Raw genomic sequence first — 15,967 nt, 5'->3', positions numbered from 1 at the left:
GCGCCGAAGCGAAAAAACCTAGCAGTAACATGGTGTTACACCGATGCCGGCGACATAACACTTTTTGGCTCGACACACTTTCCGCCCGCTCATAAATTACTGCTGAAAGCCTTGGGTCGGCCGAAAGGAGCCGACGGCGGGCGTCGATGGGCACGGAACGATGACGGAACGGGTGAAACGGAAGATCGGACGATGGGTGGCAGGCGTGCTCGGCGCACTGCTGATGCCGCTCGCGCTGGCCCAGCCGCCCCACGGCGGTCACGGGTTCGGCGGCCACGGTTTCGGCGGCGGCGACATGCGTGCGTACGGTCAACCGGCCCGCGGCGCCGGCGGCGACCCGGTCTGGCGTCGCGTGCCTGCGCCTGCCGGCGTGCGTCCCGGCGGTGTGAGCGCGTCCGGTTCCCGCTGGGGGCTGCGCCCGACGCCGTCGTACGGCCATTACGCCGCGCAAAGCCCGTATCGTCCGATCAGCGCCGAAGTCCGCCAGATGCCGCGCCCGCCAGGCGGCGGCAACGTCCCGCTGCGGGCCGGCTCGATCCGCGCCGACGTCGCCCGCTACAACGAGGAGCGCGGCGGCCGCCCGATGCCGCCGCCCCGCTCGCAGGAAGAGTCCGCACACTCGCCTTCTTTCTCTTCGTTCTACCGAAACTGAGCGCTCCGGCGCTCGTCCCGTTGCCGGCTGATGCGAATTCGCCACAGTCGCGCGCACATTTCCGCTGATTTTCCCGCCGCATTGCGCTATCTTTCGCGCCCGGTACGCGCATGCCATGCCGCCGCCCGCCCGTGCGGCCGCGTTCGCGCCGGGCCGCCGCGTGCAGCCGGCCATGGACACATTCCGCGAAGTTAATGCTGGCGCTATACCCGCAATAAGTGTGCGCAATTTTGGCCGGACGAATGATCCGTAAAGATGGCTGCGCCCCATACGACGCAAGCACTCGGCTCCAAACAACAACGCTCGCGCCACTCATCGACTATTCGACAAAACCCTGGAGATCCCATGAAAGCATTCGCCCGCCGTGCATCGCGCACGTCCGTCAAGCTGATCGCCGCAGCCGCCTGCGTGGCGGCCGCCGCACCCGTCCATGCGCAGTCGAGCGTCTCGCTCTACGGCCAGGTCGACGAGTGGGTCGGCGCCACCAAGTTTCCGGGCGGCGATCGCGCATGGAACGTGTCGGGCGGCGGGATGTCGACCTCGTACTGGGGCCTGCACGGCGCCGAGGATCTGGGCAGCGGCTACAAGGCGATCTTCACGCTGGAGAGCTTCTTCCGGGCGCAGAACGGCCAGTACGGCCGCTTCCAGGGCGACACGTTCTTCGCGCGCAACGCGTACGTCGGCATCAGCTCGCCGTACGGCACGGTGACGGCAGGCCGCCTGACGACGCACCTGTTCCTCTCGACGATCCTGTTCAACCCGTTCTACGACTCGTACACCTTCTCGCCGATGGTGTACCACGTGTTCCTCGGCCTCGGCACGTTCCCGACCTATCCGAGCGACCAGGGTGCGGTCGGCGATTCGGGCTGGAACAACGCGGTGGGTTATACGTCGCCTTCGTTCGGTGGCCTGAATTTCGGCGCGATGTACGCGCTCGGCAACCAGGCCGGCGACAACCGTTCGAAGAAGTGGAGCGCGCAGTTCAACTACGCGAACGGCCCGTTCGCGGCGACCGCGATGTATCAGTACGTGAACTTCAACAACGGCCCGCAGGATCTGAGCGCGCTCGTGACCGGCATGAAGAGCCAGGGTATCGCGCTGGTCGGCGCGACCTACGACCTGAAGCTCGTGAAGCTGTTCGGCCAGTACATGTATACGAAGAACGATCAGGTCGCGGGCAGCTGGCACGTGAACACCGCGCAGGGCGGCGTGTCGGTGCCGATCGGCGTGGGCAACGCGATGGCGTCGTATGCGTACTCGCGCGACGCCGGCGGCCTCGACCAGACGCGCCAGACCTGGGCCGTCGGCTACGACTATCCGCTGTCCAAGCGCACCGACGTCTACGCGGCGTACATGAACGACCACATCAGCGGCCTGTCGACCGGCAACACGTTCGGCGCCGGCATCCGCGCGAAGTTCTGACGCACCCGCGCGATCGGTGCGCCGGCCGCGCGCGTCGAACGCGCGTTCCGGATGCATGTTTTCCCGCCCGAAACGGCGCCGCCACCCGCGACGCCGTTTTGCCTTTCTTGACCTTTCTGTTTCCTCGCCTTTGTTACCCTATCTCGTAATTGGTTGATTCCCCCGGGATTGCGAGCTAGTTCGATGGATACCCTCGTCAGCATGAATGTGTTTCGCTACGTCGTCGAAGTGGGCAGCTTCGTCGGCGCGGCGGAGCGCATGCAGATGTCGGCGGCGATGGCGAGCAAGCACGTGATGCACCTCGAGCAGCAGCTCGGCGCGCGGCTGCTGCATCGCACGACACGACGCGTCGCGCCGACCGAGGCGGGGCGCGAATACTACGAGCGCCTCGTGCAGGCGCTGTCCGAACTCGACGAAGCCGGCCAGGCCGTCGGCGCCGCGAGCGTGGTGCCGCAGGGCAGGCTGCGCGTGACGTCGCTGTCCGCGTTCGGGCTGCGGCACGTGATGCAGGCCGTCACCGATTACGCGGGGCGCTTCCCGGACGTGACCGTCGACATGACGCTGTCCGATCGCGTGGTCGACCTGATCGAGGAAGGCTACGACGTCGCGGTGCGCGCGGCGCCGAACGGATTGAAATCGTCGTCGCTGGTCGCGCGGCAGATCGCGACCGCGCACATCCTGCTGGTCGCGTCGCCCGACTATCTGGAGAAGCGCGGCACGCCGCAGACGATCGCCGATCTCGCGAACCACAACTACCTGCGGCGCGATTCGAATTCGACGATGCTCGATTCGCTGATGATCGACGCGGCCGCCGCGTCGCGCGTGAGCCTGAACGGCAACCTGATCGTGAACCATCTCGAAGGGCTGCGCGCGGCCGTGCTCGCCGGCGCGGGCATCGCGCTGCTCGGCACCGAAGTGGTCGGCGACGACATCGAAGCGGGCCGGCTCGTGCCGGTGCTGCTCGATTCGGTGCCGCCGCACGAGGCGCCGATCTATGCGGTGTACGCGAGCCGTCGTCACGTCTCCGCGAAAGTGCGCTCGTTCGTCGATTTCCTGGCCGCGCGCTTCGAAGGGCAGTCGCTGTGCCCGTCGATCGAATCGAGCCTGCGCGTGCTGCCGATCACGCGGATGAAGCGCGCGGTCTGAGCCGCGTCGTCCGCCGCAGCGGGACAATGAAAAAAGCGCGAACCGTTGCGGTTCGCGCTTTTTGCTTGGTTCGACGCGCTCGCGCCGACGGCGGCCGCGACGGCCGCCGCATCCGTCAGCGCGGGATGCCGAGCCGCGCCTTCGCGTCGTCGTACTCGCGCTTGAGCCGCTCGACGAGCGCCCCCACGCTCGGCAGATCGTCCATCAGGCCGACACCCTGGCCGGCGCCCCAGATGTCCTTCCACGCCTTCGTCTTGTCGCTGCCGAAATTCATCTTGGTCTTGTCGGATTCCGGCAGCGCGTCCGGATCGAGGCCGGCCTTCTCGATGCTCTCGCGGATGTAGTTGCCGTGCACGCCCGTGAAGAGGTTCGTGTAGATGATGTCCGACGATTTCGCGTTCAGGATCGCGTGCTTGTAGTCGTCGATCGCATGCGCTTCCTGCGTCGCGATGAAACGCGTGCCCATGTACGCGAGGTCGGCGCCCATCGCCTGCGCGGCGAGGATCGAGCCGCCGTTCGCGATCGAGCCGGACAGCACGATCGGGCCGTCGAAGATCTTGCGCACTTCGCCGACCAGCGCGAACGGCGACGTCGTGCCCGCGTGGCCGCCCGCGCCGGCCGCAACGAGGATCAGCCCGTCGACGCCGGCTTCGAGCGCCTTCTGCGCGTGGCGCAGGTTGATCACGTCGTGCAGCACGATGCCGCCGTAGCCGTGCACCGCGTCGACGATCTCGCGCGCCGGCGCGCGCAGGCTCGTGATGAAGATCGGCACCTTGTGCTCGACGCATACGCGCACGTCGTGCTCGAGCCGCGCGTTCGACTGGTGGACGATCTGGTTGACCGCGATCGGGCCGATCACCGCATCGGGGTGCTTCGCCTTGTGGTCGGCGAGTTCCGACTGGATCTGCGTGAGCCACTCGTCGAGCAGTTCGGCCGGACGCGCGTTGAGCGCGGGGAACGAGCCGACGATGCCCGCCTTGCATTGCGCGAGCACGAGTTCGGGGTAGCTGACGATGAACATCGGCGACGCGATGACGGGCAGCGTCAGGTTCTGCAGGACGGTGGGCAATGCCATGTGATGTCTCCGGGGGCGTTGCGGTCGAACGGTATTCGAGTGTAGTTGCGCGACCGGAAGTTCATATTAATACGAACGGTCGTGCGATTCTACGCGAGCTTACCAAATGCCGCGGTGTGCGGGCAATCGAGTGAGTGTTCTCTTTCTACGGTTTCGGATGGCGACGCCGCTGTGAAGACGCGCCGGCGCTTCTAAAATAGCCGCCATAACAAACCAACGAGAAACAAACCATGTCGTTTGAGGCGTTTGCACCGTTTCGCGTGACGGTGCAGGACACCGACATTTTCGGTGTCAAAGGAGGCGCGGGTCCGCCGCTGCTGTTGCTGCACGGACATCCGCAGACCCACATGATCTGGCATCGCGTTGCCGCGACGCTCGCGAATCACTTCACGGTGATCGCCACCGACCTGCGTGGCTACGGCGCATCGGGCCGGCCGCCGAGCGACGCGCGGCACGCGCCGTATTCGAAACGGGCGATGGCGGCGGACCAGGTCGCCGTGATGCGGCATTTCGGCTTCGCGCATTTCCACGTGTGCGCGCACGATCGCGGCGCACGGGTCGCGCACCGGCTCGCGCTCGATCATGCGGATGCCGTCGAGCGGATGATGCTGCTCGACATCGCGCCGACGCTCGCGATGTACGAGAAAACCGATCGCGCGTTCGCGACCGCATATTTCCACTGGTTCTTCCTGATCCAGCCCGAGCCGCTGCCCGAGACGCTGATCGGCGCGCACACCGATGCGTATATCGAGCGCGTGATGGGCAACCGGTCGGCCGGGCTCGCGCCGTTCGCACCGGAGGCGCTCGACGCGTACCGGGCGGCGCTCGCGCAGCCCGGCGCCGTGCATGCGATGTGCGAGGACTACCGCGCGTCGGCGACGATCGATCTCGAGCACGACCGTGCGGATCTCGAACGCGGCAACAAGGTCGCGTGTCCGCTGCGCGTGCTGTGGGGCGAGCACGGCGTCGTCGGCCGCTGCTTCGACCCGCTCGACGAGTGGCGGCGCGTCGCGCGCGACGTCAGCGGCCGCGCGCTCGACTGCGGGCACTACATTCCTGAAGAAGCGCCTGGCGCGCTGATCGACGAACTGCTCGCGTTCTTCGATGCGCGCGAGCCGGCCGCGTGACGGTGCGGGCGGCGGCGTGTGCCGTCCGAGGATGGTTGACTGCGCCGCCTGCGGTTGGCGAGGTGGGTCGCCTGCGGCTGACGGGACGGGGCGCCTGCGGCTCAGCGATGCGCGTGGTCGTCTTCGACGAGCGGCGGCAGGCGTCGCGGCACGGGTGTCGATTTCACGATCGCGGTACTCGTCTCCGCGCGTTCCGTCACCTTCGACAGGATGTCGTCGAGGTGCTCGATCGTGCGCAGGTAGAGCCGGCAGATGAAGCAATCGTCGCCGGTGACCTTGTCGCATTCGACGAATTCGGGAATCCGCCGCAGCAACTCCTCGACCAGGTGCAACTGACCCGGCAGCGGCTTCACGCGGACGATCGCCTGCAGCGTGTAGCCGAGCGCGCGCGGGTCGAGCTCGACGGTGAACGCGGCGATCACGCCCTGCGCCTCGAGCCGCCGCACGCGGTCGGCGGTCGCGGGCGCCGACAGCCCGATCTGCCGCGCGAGTTCGCTGGTCGCGATGCGTGCGTCGTCGGCCAGCGCGGCGAGGATCGCGCGGTCGGTCGCGTCGAGCGCCGCGACGACGGGCGGGGAAAGGCGTTTTGGCATGATCGCTTTGCTTTCGAAGGTGAATCGGCTGATTCACTTCAGTTTAGCCATGGTCGCGGCGAAAGCAAGTTTCTAGAATCGACTCATCCCCGCTCTTCAACGGAGTTCCTGATGGCCTCGAATGAAATTCGCCGCGGCGCCGCCGAGATGATCGTCGCGATGCTGATGTCCGGCACGATCGGCTGGCTCGTGATGTCGTCGCAGCAGCCGCTGACCAATGTCGTGTTCTTCCGCTGCGTGTTCGGCGCCGCGACGCTCGCGATCGTCTGCGCGGCGTTCGGCTTCCTGCGCCGCTCGCTGTTCTCGCCGCGGATGCTCGTGCTCACGACGCTCGGCAGCCTCGCGATCGTCGCGAACTGGCTGCTGCTGTTCGCCGCCTATTCGCGCGCGTCGATCTCGATGGCGACGGCCGTCTACAACACCCAACCGTTCATGCTCGTCGCACTCGGCGCCATCGTGTTCCGCGAGCGGATCACCGCGTCGACGGTCGCATGGCTCACGCTTGCGTTCGCCGGGCTCGTGTTCGTGGTGCGCGTCGAACCGGCCGTGCTCGCGGTGCCCGGCGAGTATCTGGCAGGCGTCGCGCTGTCGCTCGGCGCCGCGTTCCTGTATGCGATCTCGTCGATCATCACGAAGCACCTGAAGGGCACGCCGCCGCATCTCCTCGCGCTGCTGCAGGTCGGCCTCGGCATCCTGCTGCTCGCGCCGTTCGCGCACTTCGACACCTTGCCGGCGACGGCCGGGCAATGGGCCGACCTGATCGTGCTGGGCATCGTCAACACGGGGCTGATGTACGTGCTGCTGTACGGCGCGGTCCAGAAGCTGCCGACCGCGATGACGGGCGCGCTGTCGTTCGTCTATCCGGTCGTCGCGATCGCCGTCGATCGCGTCGCGTTCGGACAGACGCTCGCGTGGACGCAGGTGTTCGGCGCGCTGCTGATCCTGCTCGCGGCGGCCGGTGTGAACCTCGGCTGGCGCATCGTGCCCACGCGTCGCGCGGCGGTCGGCAACTGAAACGGTCATACGATTCGGCGCGGTTGCGCGCCCGCGCCGCGTTCGGTCGAACGCACGTGTCGGGAACGGAGATTGCGCGCGAATGGCGTCACGCGAGCGTCGCGCGCGGCCGCGAAAAGCGCTGTAAGAAGTTGTAGGGAAACACCCGATGCGATGCGGTCGCGTCGCTCGTATGATGCGGGCTGTGACGTTGATCACGTTCACAGGATTCCGATCTCGATGCCGTTCGCCCGTGAGGCTGAACGGCTTTTTTTTATGTCTCGCTGCCCGCGACCAGGCGCCGTCGCGCGTCCAGCCGCGCGAGCAGCGCGCGCCTCGCATCGTCGTCCGACGTACGCCATCCCTTGATCTCGCCGCGCGTGCGCAGGCAGCCCGCGCACCAGTCGGTGCGCGGATCGATCCGGCAGACGTCGGTGCACGGCGACGCGACCGTGGCGACCGGCATCGTCGCGTCGCTCATGCGGGCTCCCGCAACGCGACGTCCGCGACCGGCGCGCCCGTCAGCGACACGAGTTCGTGCGGCGACAGGTTGAACACCGCGTGCGGATGGCCGGCGGCGGCCCACAGGCTGTCGAGCGCGAGCAGGTCGGCGTCGATCAGCGTGACGGGTTCGACCAGATGGCCGATCGGGCACACGCCGCCGATCGCATAGCCGGTGTTGTCGCGCACGAACTTCGCGTCCGCACGGCCGACCGGCCCGACCTGCGCGGCGACCTTCCTTTCGTCCACGCGGTTGACGCCGCTCGCGACGACCAGCACGGGCGCGCCGTCGGCCTGCCGGCGAAACAGGATCGACTTCGCGATCTGCGCGACCGAGCAGCCGAGCCCGGCCGCGGCCTCGGCCGACGTCTTGCCGGTTTCGGCGAGCATCACGATGCCTTTCGCGTGGCCGCGCTCGCGCAGCAGCAGCGCGACGCGTCGCGCGGAATCGGGGAGGGAATCGAATGAAGCGGGTGTCGTCATGTCGAGGAATCCGTGGAACGAGGTGATCAGACGCAGTTCGCGGCGTCGGCCGCGCTCTGCGCCTTGGCGAGCAATGCACGACCGGCGCGCGACACGTTCGCGCGGCCGATCGCGTTCGAGATGAAATCGCCGGCCGCGACGACCTGCGCGAGATCGATGCCGGTATCGATGCCGAGGCCCTGCATCAGGTACAGCACGTCCTCGGTCGCGACATTGCCGGTCGCGCCCTTCGCGTACGGGCAGCCGCCGAGGCCCGCGACCGACGCGTGGAAGATCTCGATCCCTTCGAACAGCGCCGCGTAAATGTTCGCGAGCGCCTGGCCGTAGGTGTCGTGGAAGTGGCCCGACAGGCGTTCGCGCGGGAACACGCGCGTGACCGCCGCGAGCACTTCGCGCGTGCGCTTCGGCGTGCCGACGCCGATCGTGTCGGCGATGTCGATCTCGTCGCAGCCGAGCGCCGCGAAGCGCTCGACGACGTCGACGACCGACGCGATCGGCACCTCGCCCTGGTACGGGCAGCCGAGCGCGCACGACACGCTGCCGCGCAGCCGCAGGCCCGCGTCCTTCGCGGCCTTCGCGACGGGCTCGAAGCGCGCGATGCTCTCGGCGATGCTGCAGTTGATGTTCCGCTGCGAGAACGCCTCGCTCGCCGCGCCGAAGATCACGACTTCGTCCGCGCGTGCGGCGAGCGCGTTCTCGAAGCCCTTCAGGTTCGGCGTGAGCACCGAGTACACGGTGCCCGCGCGGCGCTCGATGCCGGCCATCACGTCGGCGCCGTCGGCCATCTGCGGCACCCATTTCGGCGACACGAACGACGCGGCCTCGACGTTGCGGAAGCCGGCGCGCGACAGCCGGTCGACGAGCGCGATCTTCACGTCGGTCGGCACGAAGGTCTTCTCGTTCTGCAGCCCGTCGCGCGGGCCGACTTCGACGATCTTGACGGCGGTGGGGAGCGTCATGGTTGTCTCCTGGTTGCTCTTTGTGCGGAATTCAGTAGCCGCGCGCGTAGTCGACGATGCCGCTCACGGGCGCGCCGTGCTCGAACGCGCGGATCTTGCGGGCGATCTGCTCGACCGCTTCCGCGCGCAGCGTCTCGGCCGAGCTGTGCGGCGTGATCGTGATGCGCGGCGCGTGCCAGAACGGATGGTCGTCCGGCAGCGGCTCGTGCTGGAACACGTCGAGCGTGGCCGCGGCGACCTGGCCGCTCGCGAGCGCGTCGAGCAGGTCGGCTTCGACGAGATGCGCGCCGCGCGCGACGTTGACGACGTACGCGCCGCGCGCGAGCCGCGCGAACGCGCGCGCCGACAGGATGCCGTCGGTGTCGCGCGTGCTCGGCAACAGGTTCACGAGCACCTTCGCGCCGCCGATGCACGCGTCGAACGCGCCGTCGCCGGCGAAGGTCGTGACGCCGTCGAGCTGCTTCGCGCTGCGGCTGTAGCCGCGCACCGGCAGGCCGAGCGCGGCGAGCGCGCGGGCGACCTCGGCGCCGAGCACGCCGAGACCGAGGACCGCGACGGTGAAGCTCGCGCGCGCATGCGGTTCGAGCGGCTGCCAGCGGCGTTCGCGCTGCTGCAGGTCGTATTCGTCGAAACGGCGCAGGTAGCGCAGCACCGCGTGCGTCACGTATTCGACCATCTGCTGCGCCATGCCCGAGTCTTCGAGCCGCACCAACGGCACGTGCGCGGGCAGCGTGCCCGGATGCGCGCGGTCGAGCGCGAGCAGCGCATCGACGCCCGCGCCGAGGTTGAAGATCGCGCGCAGGCCGTCGCGCGGCGCGAAGAACTCGCGCGGCGCACGCCACACGAGCGCGTAGTCGGCGGCGGCCGTATCGCCCGGTTGCCATGCGCGCAGTTCGGCTTCGGGCAGCGCACGCGCGATCTCGTCGCGCCATGCGCCCGCATCCTGATGCGGCGAATGGAACAGGATCTTCATTGCGCGAGCGCGCGCACGCCGGCGAGGCGCGTCACGGGAATGGCGAGCGAAGCCGGGCGCGGCGCGCCGGCGGACGTAGCGGACATCGGGTGTCTCCTGACGACGGCCGGCGCGTCGCGCGCCGAGGCCGGTTCCATGTGAAGCTGACGGGAAGCCCACATTCTACGGTTTCGCGGCACATTGCGCCGTCGTGCGGGACCTGCGCCGGTCACGCCGTCGCCGGACCGCCGCCAGGCCGCCGCCGCGCGCAAAAGCAAAGCACAAAATATTGGTTCGGCCGACGCGCACCCGACGCCACAATCGAACCTCGTCTTCAAGCAAGCGAGGGCAATCATGCGCGCATGCAGCAAATCGGCGTGGCCGCCGCGGCTCGTCACCGTTCCGGGCCTGCACGGCAGTGAAGGCGCTCACTGGCAGACGTGGCTCGAGCGGCAGTTCCCGCGCTCGTTGCGCGTCGAGCAGCACGACTGGGATGCGCCCGATCTCGCGGGCTGGGCGCAATCTGTGCGCGCGCTGCTCGATCGCGAGCGCGGCCCGTTCGTGCTCGCCGCGCACAGCTTCGGCTGCCTCGCGGCCGCGCATGCGCTCGCGCAGTGGCCGCATGTGGGCGATGTGGCAGGCGTGCTGTTCGTCGCGCCGGCCAGCCCGAAGAAATTCACGTTTGCCGGGCCGTTCGACGCGCGCCGGCTCGCCGTGCCGTCGATCGTGATCGGCAGCGAGACCGACCCGTGGATGCCGCTCGCCGACGCGCGCGCGCTCGCGCAGCGCCTGGGCAGCGCGTTCGTGAACCTCGGCGATGCCGGGCACATCAACACGGCGGCCGGCTTCGGGCCGTGGCCGCGTGCGAAATACTTCGTCGACACGCTGGTGCATTGCGCGGCGCCGCTGCGCTTTCGCGACGCGGACGACGGCTTCGAGGCCGCGCTCGTCGAGCGCGCGCTCGTGCACGCGGTCTGACGGGCGGGTGGCGCGGCGCACGCCGTGCCGTTGTGCTTGCAACGACGCGCGGACGCGGCCGACGGCGGCCGGCTTCGAAGCGCTCGGCCGGCCGTGCCCGACGGGCCCGCGAAGCGGCGCGACAACGTGCAGTGCGCGTGCCGTTCGCGCCGTCGCCCACCGTGACGTCACGCCGATGGCGGCTCGCCGCGCGGGCCAGCGGCTCTCCCCGAGCGGTACCGACTCATATCGCGCGATGGCGAGATCAACCCGGCGACGACGCGGCGGCGCCCGATGCGGCCGCGTTCGTGGCGGACTTCGCATCGTCGTCGTCATCGGGCGGATAGTGCACGACGGGCGGCGCGAGCGGCGCGGCGTCGGATGCGGCGGCGTTCGCGGGCGCGTCGCTGTTGAACGCGCTGGCAGCGTCGCTCGATGCGCCGGCCGGCGGCGCAGCGTCGGTCGCGTTGGCGTCGTGCGCTGCGTCGTCGCTGCACGCGGCGACGAAAACGGCGGCACACAGAACGACGGCGACGGAAACGCGACGCATGACTTCTCTCCTGGCAGACTGATCGGGAAACGTTTTCGAGTATGCCGCCGCGATGCGACGTTTCGGTGAATCGTTTGCGGTCGGGCGCGATCGCGAGATGTTTTCGTCAGGCTGACCGAATGCCTTCGCTGCGATCCGTCGGCACGCGTGGCGGAATTTTCCAGCAGCGGCGGATGCTGCGCGCATTTACACGGTGCGCGTTGCCGCGACCCGGCCACGGCGACGTGGGCGTCATGCATGGCATCGCGCATGCTCCCGGCAACTTGCGATCGACGTGCGGCCGCTCACGCCCAAAAAATCGGGCGTTATTGCCGCTTCGTCAGCGAACGGCCAGCCGCGCGCCAGCGTGGCGTCATGAAAGCGCGCTCATCCGCGACACGGCGCGGCCGTCGTGCGTGCGCGCCGCGGACCGGCGCCGGCACCGTGCATCGGCGCGGCGCTCCGCGGGTTCGCGGCACCGGAATTGCTCTTTGCCGATGCGCATGCCGACCGCGCTGCCATCCGGGCACGGGCGGCACGTCTGCGTCCGTCAACCATGGAGCGAGCAGAAGCCATGTCCAGCGATCGATCCGATTCTCCGCCTGCCGAACCGGCGCGCGATGCGGCCCCGTCGCCGCTCGGGCCCGGTCATTCGGCGGTGCCGCCGTTGCCGCACGATACGCCTTCCAGCGCCGCACGACGGCGCTTCCTGCAATCCGCGGCGGCGGCAGCGACCGTCGGCGCCGCCTCGCACGTTCACTCGCAGCCGCCGCGCGCGGCATCCGCACCGGCTGCGCCCCGTCGCGATACGGTGCCCGCGCAGCCCGTGCATCTCGACATCAACGGGCGGGCGTACACGCTGCAGCTCGAACCGCGCGTCACGCTGCTCGACGCACTGCGCGAATACGCCGGGCTCACGGGCACGAAAAAGGGCTGCGATCGCGGGCAGTGCGGTGCGTGCACGGTGCTCGTCGACGGGCGGCGGATCAACGCATGCCTGACGCTCGCGGTGATGCACGAAGGCGAGCGGATCACGACCGTCGAAGGGCTGGCGCGCGACGGCGTGCTGAGCCCGGTGCAGCGCGCGTTCGTCGAATACGATGCGTTCCAGTGCGGCTACTGCACGTCCGGCCAGCTCTGCTCGGCGACCGCGCTGCTCGACGAGTTCGCGGCGGGCGCCGGCAGCGCCGCCACCGACGACGTGCGGCGCCCGCCCGCGCGCCTGTCGGACGACGAGATCCGCGAGCGCATGAGCGGCAACCTGTGCCGCTGCGGCGCGTACCCGAACATCGTCGCCGCCGTGCGCGCCGCGCATGCGGCGCACGGCTAGCCGGCGGAGGGCAGCGCAATGGAAGCGATCTCCTACGAACGCGCGACCGACGTCGCCGGCGCCGTGCGCGCGGCGCAACGGCCCGGCGCGACGTTCATCGGCGGCGGCACGAACCTGCTGGACCTGATGAAGGGCGGCGTCGCGCGGCCCGTCGCGCTCATCGACATTACGCGCATCGCGGGCCTCGACACGGTCGATGCGCTGCCCGGCGGCGGGGTGCGCATCGGTGCGCTCGTGCGCAACAGCGATGCGGCCGATCATCCGCGCATCCGCGCCGACTATCCGCTGCTGTCGCAGGCGCTGCTCGCCGGCGCGTCCGCGCAATTGCGCAACATGGCGACCGTCGGCGGCAACCTGATGCAGCGCACGCGCTGCCCGTATTTCTACGATCCCGCGTTCGCGCAGTGTAACAAGCGCGAGCCGGGCAGCGGCTGCGCGGCGATTGGCGGCCATAACCGGATGCACGCGATCCTCGGCGCGAGCCCGCAGTGCGTGGCGGTGAACCCGTCGGACATGAGCGTCGCGCTCGCCGCGCTCGACGCCGTCGTGCAGGTGAGCGGCCCGCGTGGCGAACGGCAGATTCCGTTCGCGTCGTTTCACCGGTTGCCGGGCGATCGTCCCGATCTCGACACGACGCTCGAACCGGGCGAGCTGATCACCGCGGTGGACTTGCCGCCGCCGCGCTTTGCCGACCATGCGCACTATCTGAAGGTGCGCGACCGCGCGAGCTACGCGTTCGCGCTGGTGTCGGTCGCGGCGGCCCTGCGGATGGACGGCCCGCGCGTCGCCGATGCGCGGATCGCGCTCGGCGGCGTCGCGCACAAGCCGCTGCGTGCGACGCAAGCGGAGCAGCGTCTCGCCGGCCATGCGTTGACCGATGCCGCGCTGAATGAAGCGGCCGCGCTCGCCCTGCGCGACGCACGGCCGCTCGACGGCAACGGCTTCAAGGTCGCGCTCGCGCAGCGCGCGATCGTGCGCGCGGTGACCACCGCGGCCGGAACGACGGGAGGTGTGGCATGAACACGCTGACCGGACAGCCGCTCGACCGTGTCGACGGCGTACTGAAGGTGACGGGCGGCGCGCACTACGCGGCCGAGTTTCCCGATGCGCGGCTCGCGCACGCGGTGCTCGTCACGAGCACGATCGCATCCGGGCGGATCGAGTCGATCGACACGGCCCGCGCCCGCGCGATGCCGGGCGTGCTGCTCGTGATGACGCACGAGAACGCGATGCGGCTGCCCAACGGCGGCCGGCCGCCGCTGTCGCCGCCCGCCGGGCGGCGGCTCACGCTGCTGCAGGACGACACGGTGCGCTACAGCAACGAACCCGTTGCGGTCGTCGTCGCCGAAACGCTCGAGCAGGCGACCGACGCCGCGAATGCCGTGCGGGTGCGCTATCGCGCGACCGATGCCGCGCTCGATTTCGCGCATGCGAAGCGCGGCGCACGCGTGCCGCCGAAGCAGCAGGGGCGCCCGATGGACACGCAGCGCGGCGACGTCGATGCCGGCCTGCGCGAAGGCGCGGTGCGCATCGACGCAACCTATACGACGCCGATGCAGCACCACAACCCGATCGAGCCGCACGCGACGATGGCGCACTGGGACGGCCCGACGCTCACGCTGCACGATGCGACGCAGGGCGTGTCGGGCGCGAGCACGGCGGTGGCCGCCGTGTTCGGCATTGCGCCGGAACAGGTGCGCGTGATTTCGCCGTTCCTCGGCGGCGGCTTCGGCTGCAAGGGTTCGTCGTGGTCGCACGTGTCGTTGTGCGCGATGGCCGCGAAGCAGGTGGGGCGCCCGGTTCGCCTTGCGCTGACGCGGCCGCAGATGTTCGGTCCGGTCGGCGGTCGGCCGTTCACCGAGCAGCGCGTCGTGCTGGCCGCACGCCGGGACGGAACGTTGACGGCGATGCGTCACGACTCGATCGTCACGACGTCGACGTTCGAGGACTGGACGGAAATGTGCGGGATGCCTGCGCGGATCATGTACGCGGTGCCGAACCAGGCGACCACGCACCGGATCGTGTCGCTGAACGTCGGCACGCCGACGTTCATGCGCGCGCCCGGCGAGGCGTCCGGCTCGTTCGCGCTGGAATCGGCGATGGACGAGCTCGCGTGGCGGCTCGGCATGGACCCGGTCGCGCTGCGGCTCGCGAATTACGCGCAGGTCGATCCGCAGGACGGCAAGCCGTGGTCGAGCAACAAGCTGCGCGAGTGCTACGAGGTCGGCGCGCGGCGCTTCGGCTGGTCGCGCCGCACCGGCGCGCCGCGCACGATGCGAGACGGCCACACGCTGATCGGCCTCGGGATGGCGGCCGCCACGTATCCGGCCAACCGCAGCGAGGCGTCGGCGAGCGCGCGCATCTTGCCGGACGGCACGGCCGAAGTCGCGTCGGGCACGCAGGACATCGGCACCGGCACCTACACGGTGATGACGCAGGTCGCGGCCGACGCGCTCGGCTTCGCGCCGCAGAGCGTGCGCTTCGTGCTCGGCGATTCCAGCCTGCCGCGCGCGCCGGTGTCGGGCGGCTCGCAGTCGGCGGCGAGCGTGGCGCCGGCCGTGCGCGAGGCCGCGTTGCAGGCGCGCGCCAAGCTGGTTGCGCTGGCGATCGCCGATCCCGGGTCGCCGCTGCACGGCGCCGCGGCCGACGACGTGACGGTCGACGACGGCTGGGTCGTGCAGCGCGGCGACCCGGCGCGGCGCGATCCGGCGGCGGCGGTGATCGCGCGTGCCGGCGGCCGGCCGATCGACGCGCAGGCGACGACGAAGCCGGGCGACGAGAAGTCGCGCTATGCGTCCCATTCGTTCGGCGCGGTGTTTGCCGAAGTGCACGTCGATGCCGCGCTCGGCACGCTTCGCGTACCGCGCATCGTCGGCGTCTACAGCGTCGGCAGCGTGCTCAACGCGAAGACGGCGCGCAGCCAGTTGATCGGCGGAATGGTGTGGGGGTTCGGCACGGCGCTCGAGGAGGGCTCGCATCTCGACGTGCGGCACGGCCGCTTCACGAACGCGAATCTCGCCGAATATCACGTCCCCGTGAACGCGGACATCGGCGAGCTCGACGTGAGTTTCGTCGACGAAAGCGACACGCATTTCAATCCGCTCGGCATTCGCGGCATCGGCGAGATCGGGATCACCGGCGTGCCGGCCGCGATCGCCAACGCGGTCTATCACGCGACCGGCGTGCGGGTGCGGGATCTGCCGATCACGCTCGACAAGGTCGTGCCGCCGACGCGCGCATGAGCGTGC

Annotated in this window: 16 protein-coding genes; 9 read left to right on the top strand and 7 right to left on the bottom strand. The window is 69.6% G+C overall.

Annotated features, from left to right (window positions below; all coding sequences use genetic code 11):
• Positions 1 to 160 precede the first annotated feature (160 nt).
• The 3 genes from WS61_RS31370 to WS61_RS31360 all read left to right on the top strand — a co-directional run bounded on the left by WS61_RS31370 (position 161) and on the right by WS61_RS31360 (position 3,220).
• A complete protein-coding gene (locus WS61_RS31370) occupies positions 161 to 652 on the top strand; it encodes a hypothetical protein (RefSeq protein ID WP_059506452.1) in 492 nt (163 codons plus the stop codon).
• Between the two features lie 345 nt (positions 653 to 997).
• On the top strand, positions 998 to 2,074 hold the full coding sequence (locus WS61_RS31365) for a porin (protein ID WP_034208557.1): 1,077 nt from the start codon (positions 998 to 1,000) through the stop codon (positions 2,072 to 2,074).
• A gap of 183 nt (positions 2,075 to 2,257) precedes the next feature.
• Entirely contained in the window at positions 2,258 to 3,220 is a 963-nt protein-coding gene (locus WS61_RS31360; RefSeq protein ID WP_059506450.1) for a LysR family transcriptional regulator, read from the top strand.
• 115 nt (positions 3,221 to 3,335) lie between these two features.
• Here the strand turns inward: WS61_RS31360 and WS61_RS31355 are convergent, their stop codons facing one another.
• The gene (locus WS61_RS31355; protein ID WP_059506448.1) at positions 3,336 to 4,295 is read right to left on the bottom strand and encodes a nitronate monooxygenase family protein; all 960 of its coding nucleotides are present in this window, start codon (positions 4,293 to 4,295) and stop codon (positions 3,336 to 3,338) included.
• 230 nt (positions 4,296 to 4,525) lie between these two features.
• On the opposite strand from WS61_RS31355, the gene WS61_RS31350 reads away from it, so the two are divergent.
• Positions 4,526 to 5,422 carry an alpha/beta fold hydrolase gene (locus WS61_RS31350; RefSeq protein WP_059506447.1) on the top strand — a complete coding sequence of 299 codons (897 nt, stop codon included), beginning with the start codon at positions 4,526 to 4,528 and terminating at the stop codon, positions 5,420 to 5,422.
• 101 nt (positions 5,423 to 5,523) lie between these two features.
• On the opposite strand, the gene WS61_RS31345 is transcribed toward WS61_RS31350, so the two are convergent.
• A complete protein-coding gene (locus WS61_RS31345) occupies positions 5,524 to 6,015 on the bottom strand; it encodes an Lrp/AsnC family transcriptional regulator (RefSeq protein ID WP_059506445.1) in 492 nt (163 codons plus the stop codon).
• 111 nt (positions 6,016 to 6,126) lie between these two features.
• Here WS61_RS31345 and WS61_RS31340 point away from each other — a divergent pair, with 111 nt between their 5' ends.
• A complete protein-coding gene (locus tag WS61_RS31340) occupies positions 6,127 to 7,029 on the top strand; it encodes a DMT family transporter (protein WP_059506443.1) in 903 nt (300 codons plus the stop codon).
• A gap of 253 nt (positions 7,030 to 7,282) precedes the next feature.
• Here WS61_RS31340 and WS61_RS31335 read toward each other — a convergent pair whose 3' ends face one another.
• The 4 genes from WS61_RS31335 to WS61_RS31320 are packed head-to-tail and all read right to left on the bottom strand — an operon-like array spanning position 7,283 to position 9,924.
• Positions 7,283 to 7,489, bottom strand: coding sequence for a DUF1289 domain-containing protein (locus WS61_RS31335; RefSeq protein WP_059506441.1), 207 nt, complete (start codon positions 7,487 to 7,489; stop codon positions 7,283 to 7,285).
• The gene (locus WS61_RS31330; protein WP_034208550.1) at positions 7,486 to 7,992 is read right to left on the bottom strand and encodes a YbaK/EbsC family protein; all 507 of its coding nucleotides are present in this window, start codon (positions 7,990 to 7,992) and stop codon (positions 7,486 to 7,488) included. The genes WS61_RS31335 and WS61_RS31330 overlap by 4 nt, the downstream gene beginning before the upstream one ends.
• A gap of 26 nt (positions 7,993 to 8,018) precedes the next feature.
• Positions 8,019 to 8,951 (bottom strand): hydroxymethylglutaryl-CoA lyase, encoded by a 933-nt coding sequence (locus tag WS61_RS31325; RefSeq protein WP_059506440.1) that lies wholly within the window; start codon positions 8,949 to 8,951, stop codon positions 8,019 to 8,021.
• Between the two features lie 31 nt (positions 8,952 to 8,982).
• A complete protein-coding gene (locus WS61_RS31320; protein WP_059506438.1) occupies positions 8,983 to 9,924 on the bottom strand; it encodes a glyoxylate/hydroxypyruvate reductase A in 942 nt (313 codons plus the stop codon).
• Between the two features lie 333 nt (positions 9,925 to 10,257).
• On the opposite strand from WS61_RS31320, the gene WS61_RS31315 reads away from it, so the two are divergent.
• Positions 10,258 to 10,881: an alpha/beta hydrolase gene (locus tag WS61_RS31315; protein WP_059506436.1), complete on the top strand. Its 624-nt coding sequence runs from the start codon at positions 10,258 to 10,260 to the stop codon at positions 10,879 to 10,881.
• 244 nt (positions 10,882 to 11,125) lie between these two features.
• Here WS61_RS31315 and WS61_RS31310 read toward each other — a convergent pair whose 3' ends face one another.
• Positions 11,126 to 11,410 carry a hypothetical protein gene (locus tag WS61_RS31310; protein ID WP_059506434.1) on the bottom strand — a complete coding sequence of 95 codons (285 nt, stop codon included), beginning with the start codon at positions 11,408 to 11,410 and terminating at the stop codon, positions 11,126 to 11,128.
• A gap of 553 nt (positions 11,411 to 11,963) precedes the next feature.
• Here WS61_RS31310 and WS61_RS31305 point away from each other — a divergent pair.
• Genes WS61_RS31305 through WS61_RS31295 form a run of 3 tightly spaced genes read left to right on the top strand, consistent with a single transcriptional unit; the run spans position 11,964 to position 15,961 of the window.
• Positions 11,964 to 12,719: a (2Fe-2S)-binding protein gene (locus WS61_RS31305; RefSeq protein WP_059506432.1), complete on the top strand. Its 756-nt coding sequence runs from the start codon at positions 11,964 to 11,966 to the stop codon at positions 12,717 to 12,719.
• Between the two features lie 18 nt (positions 12,720 to 12,737).
• Entirely contained in the window at positions 12,738 to 13,739 is a 1,002-nt protein-coding gene (locus tag WS61_RS31300) for a xanthine dehydrogenase family protein subunit M (protein WP_059506430.1), read from the top strand.
• Positions 13,736 to 15,961 (top strand): xanthine dehydrogenase family protein molybdopterin-binding subunit, encoded by a 2,226-nt coding sequence (locus WS61_RS31295; RefSeq protein ID WP_059506428.1) that lies wholly within the window; start codon positions 13,736 to 13,738, stop codon positions 15,959 to 15,961. Before WS61_RS31300 ends, WS61_RS31295 begins: the two co-directional genes overlap by 4 nt.
• The last annotated feature ends 6 nt before the right edge of the window (positions 15,962 to 15,967 follow it).

Source organism: Burkholderia sp. ABCPW 11 (genome assembly GCF_001523445.1).
Lineage (GTDB): Bacteria > Pseudomonadota > Gammaproteobacteria > Burkholderiales > Burkholderiaceae > Burkholderia.
Note: the sequence above shows the minus strand (reverse complement) of the source record. Positions and strands in the feature narration are given on the sequence as shown.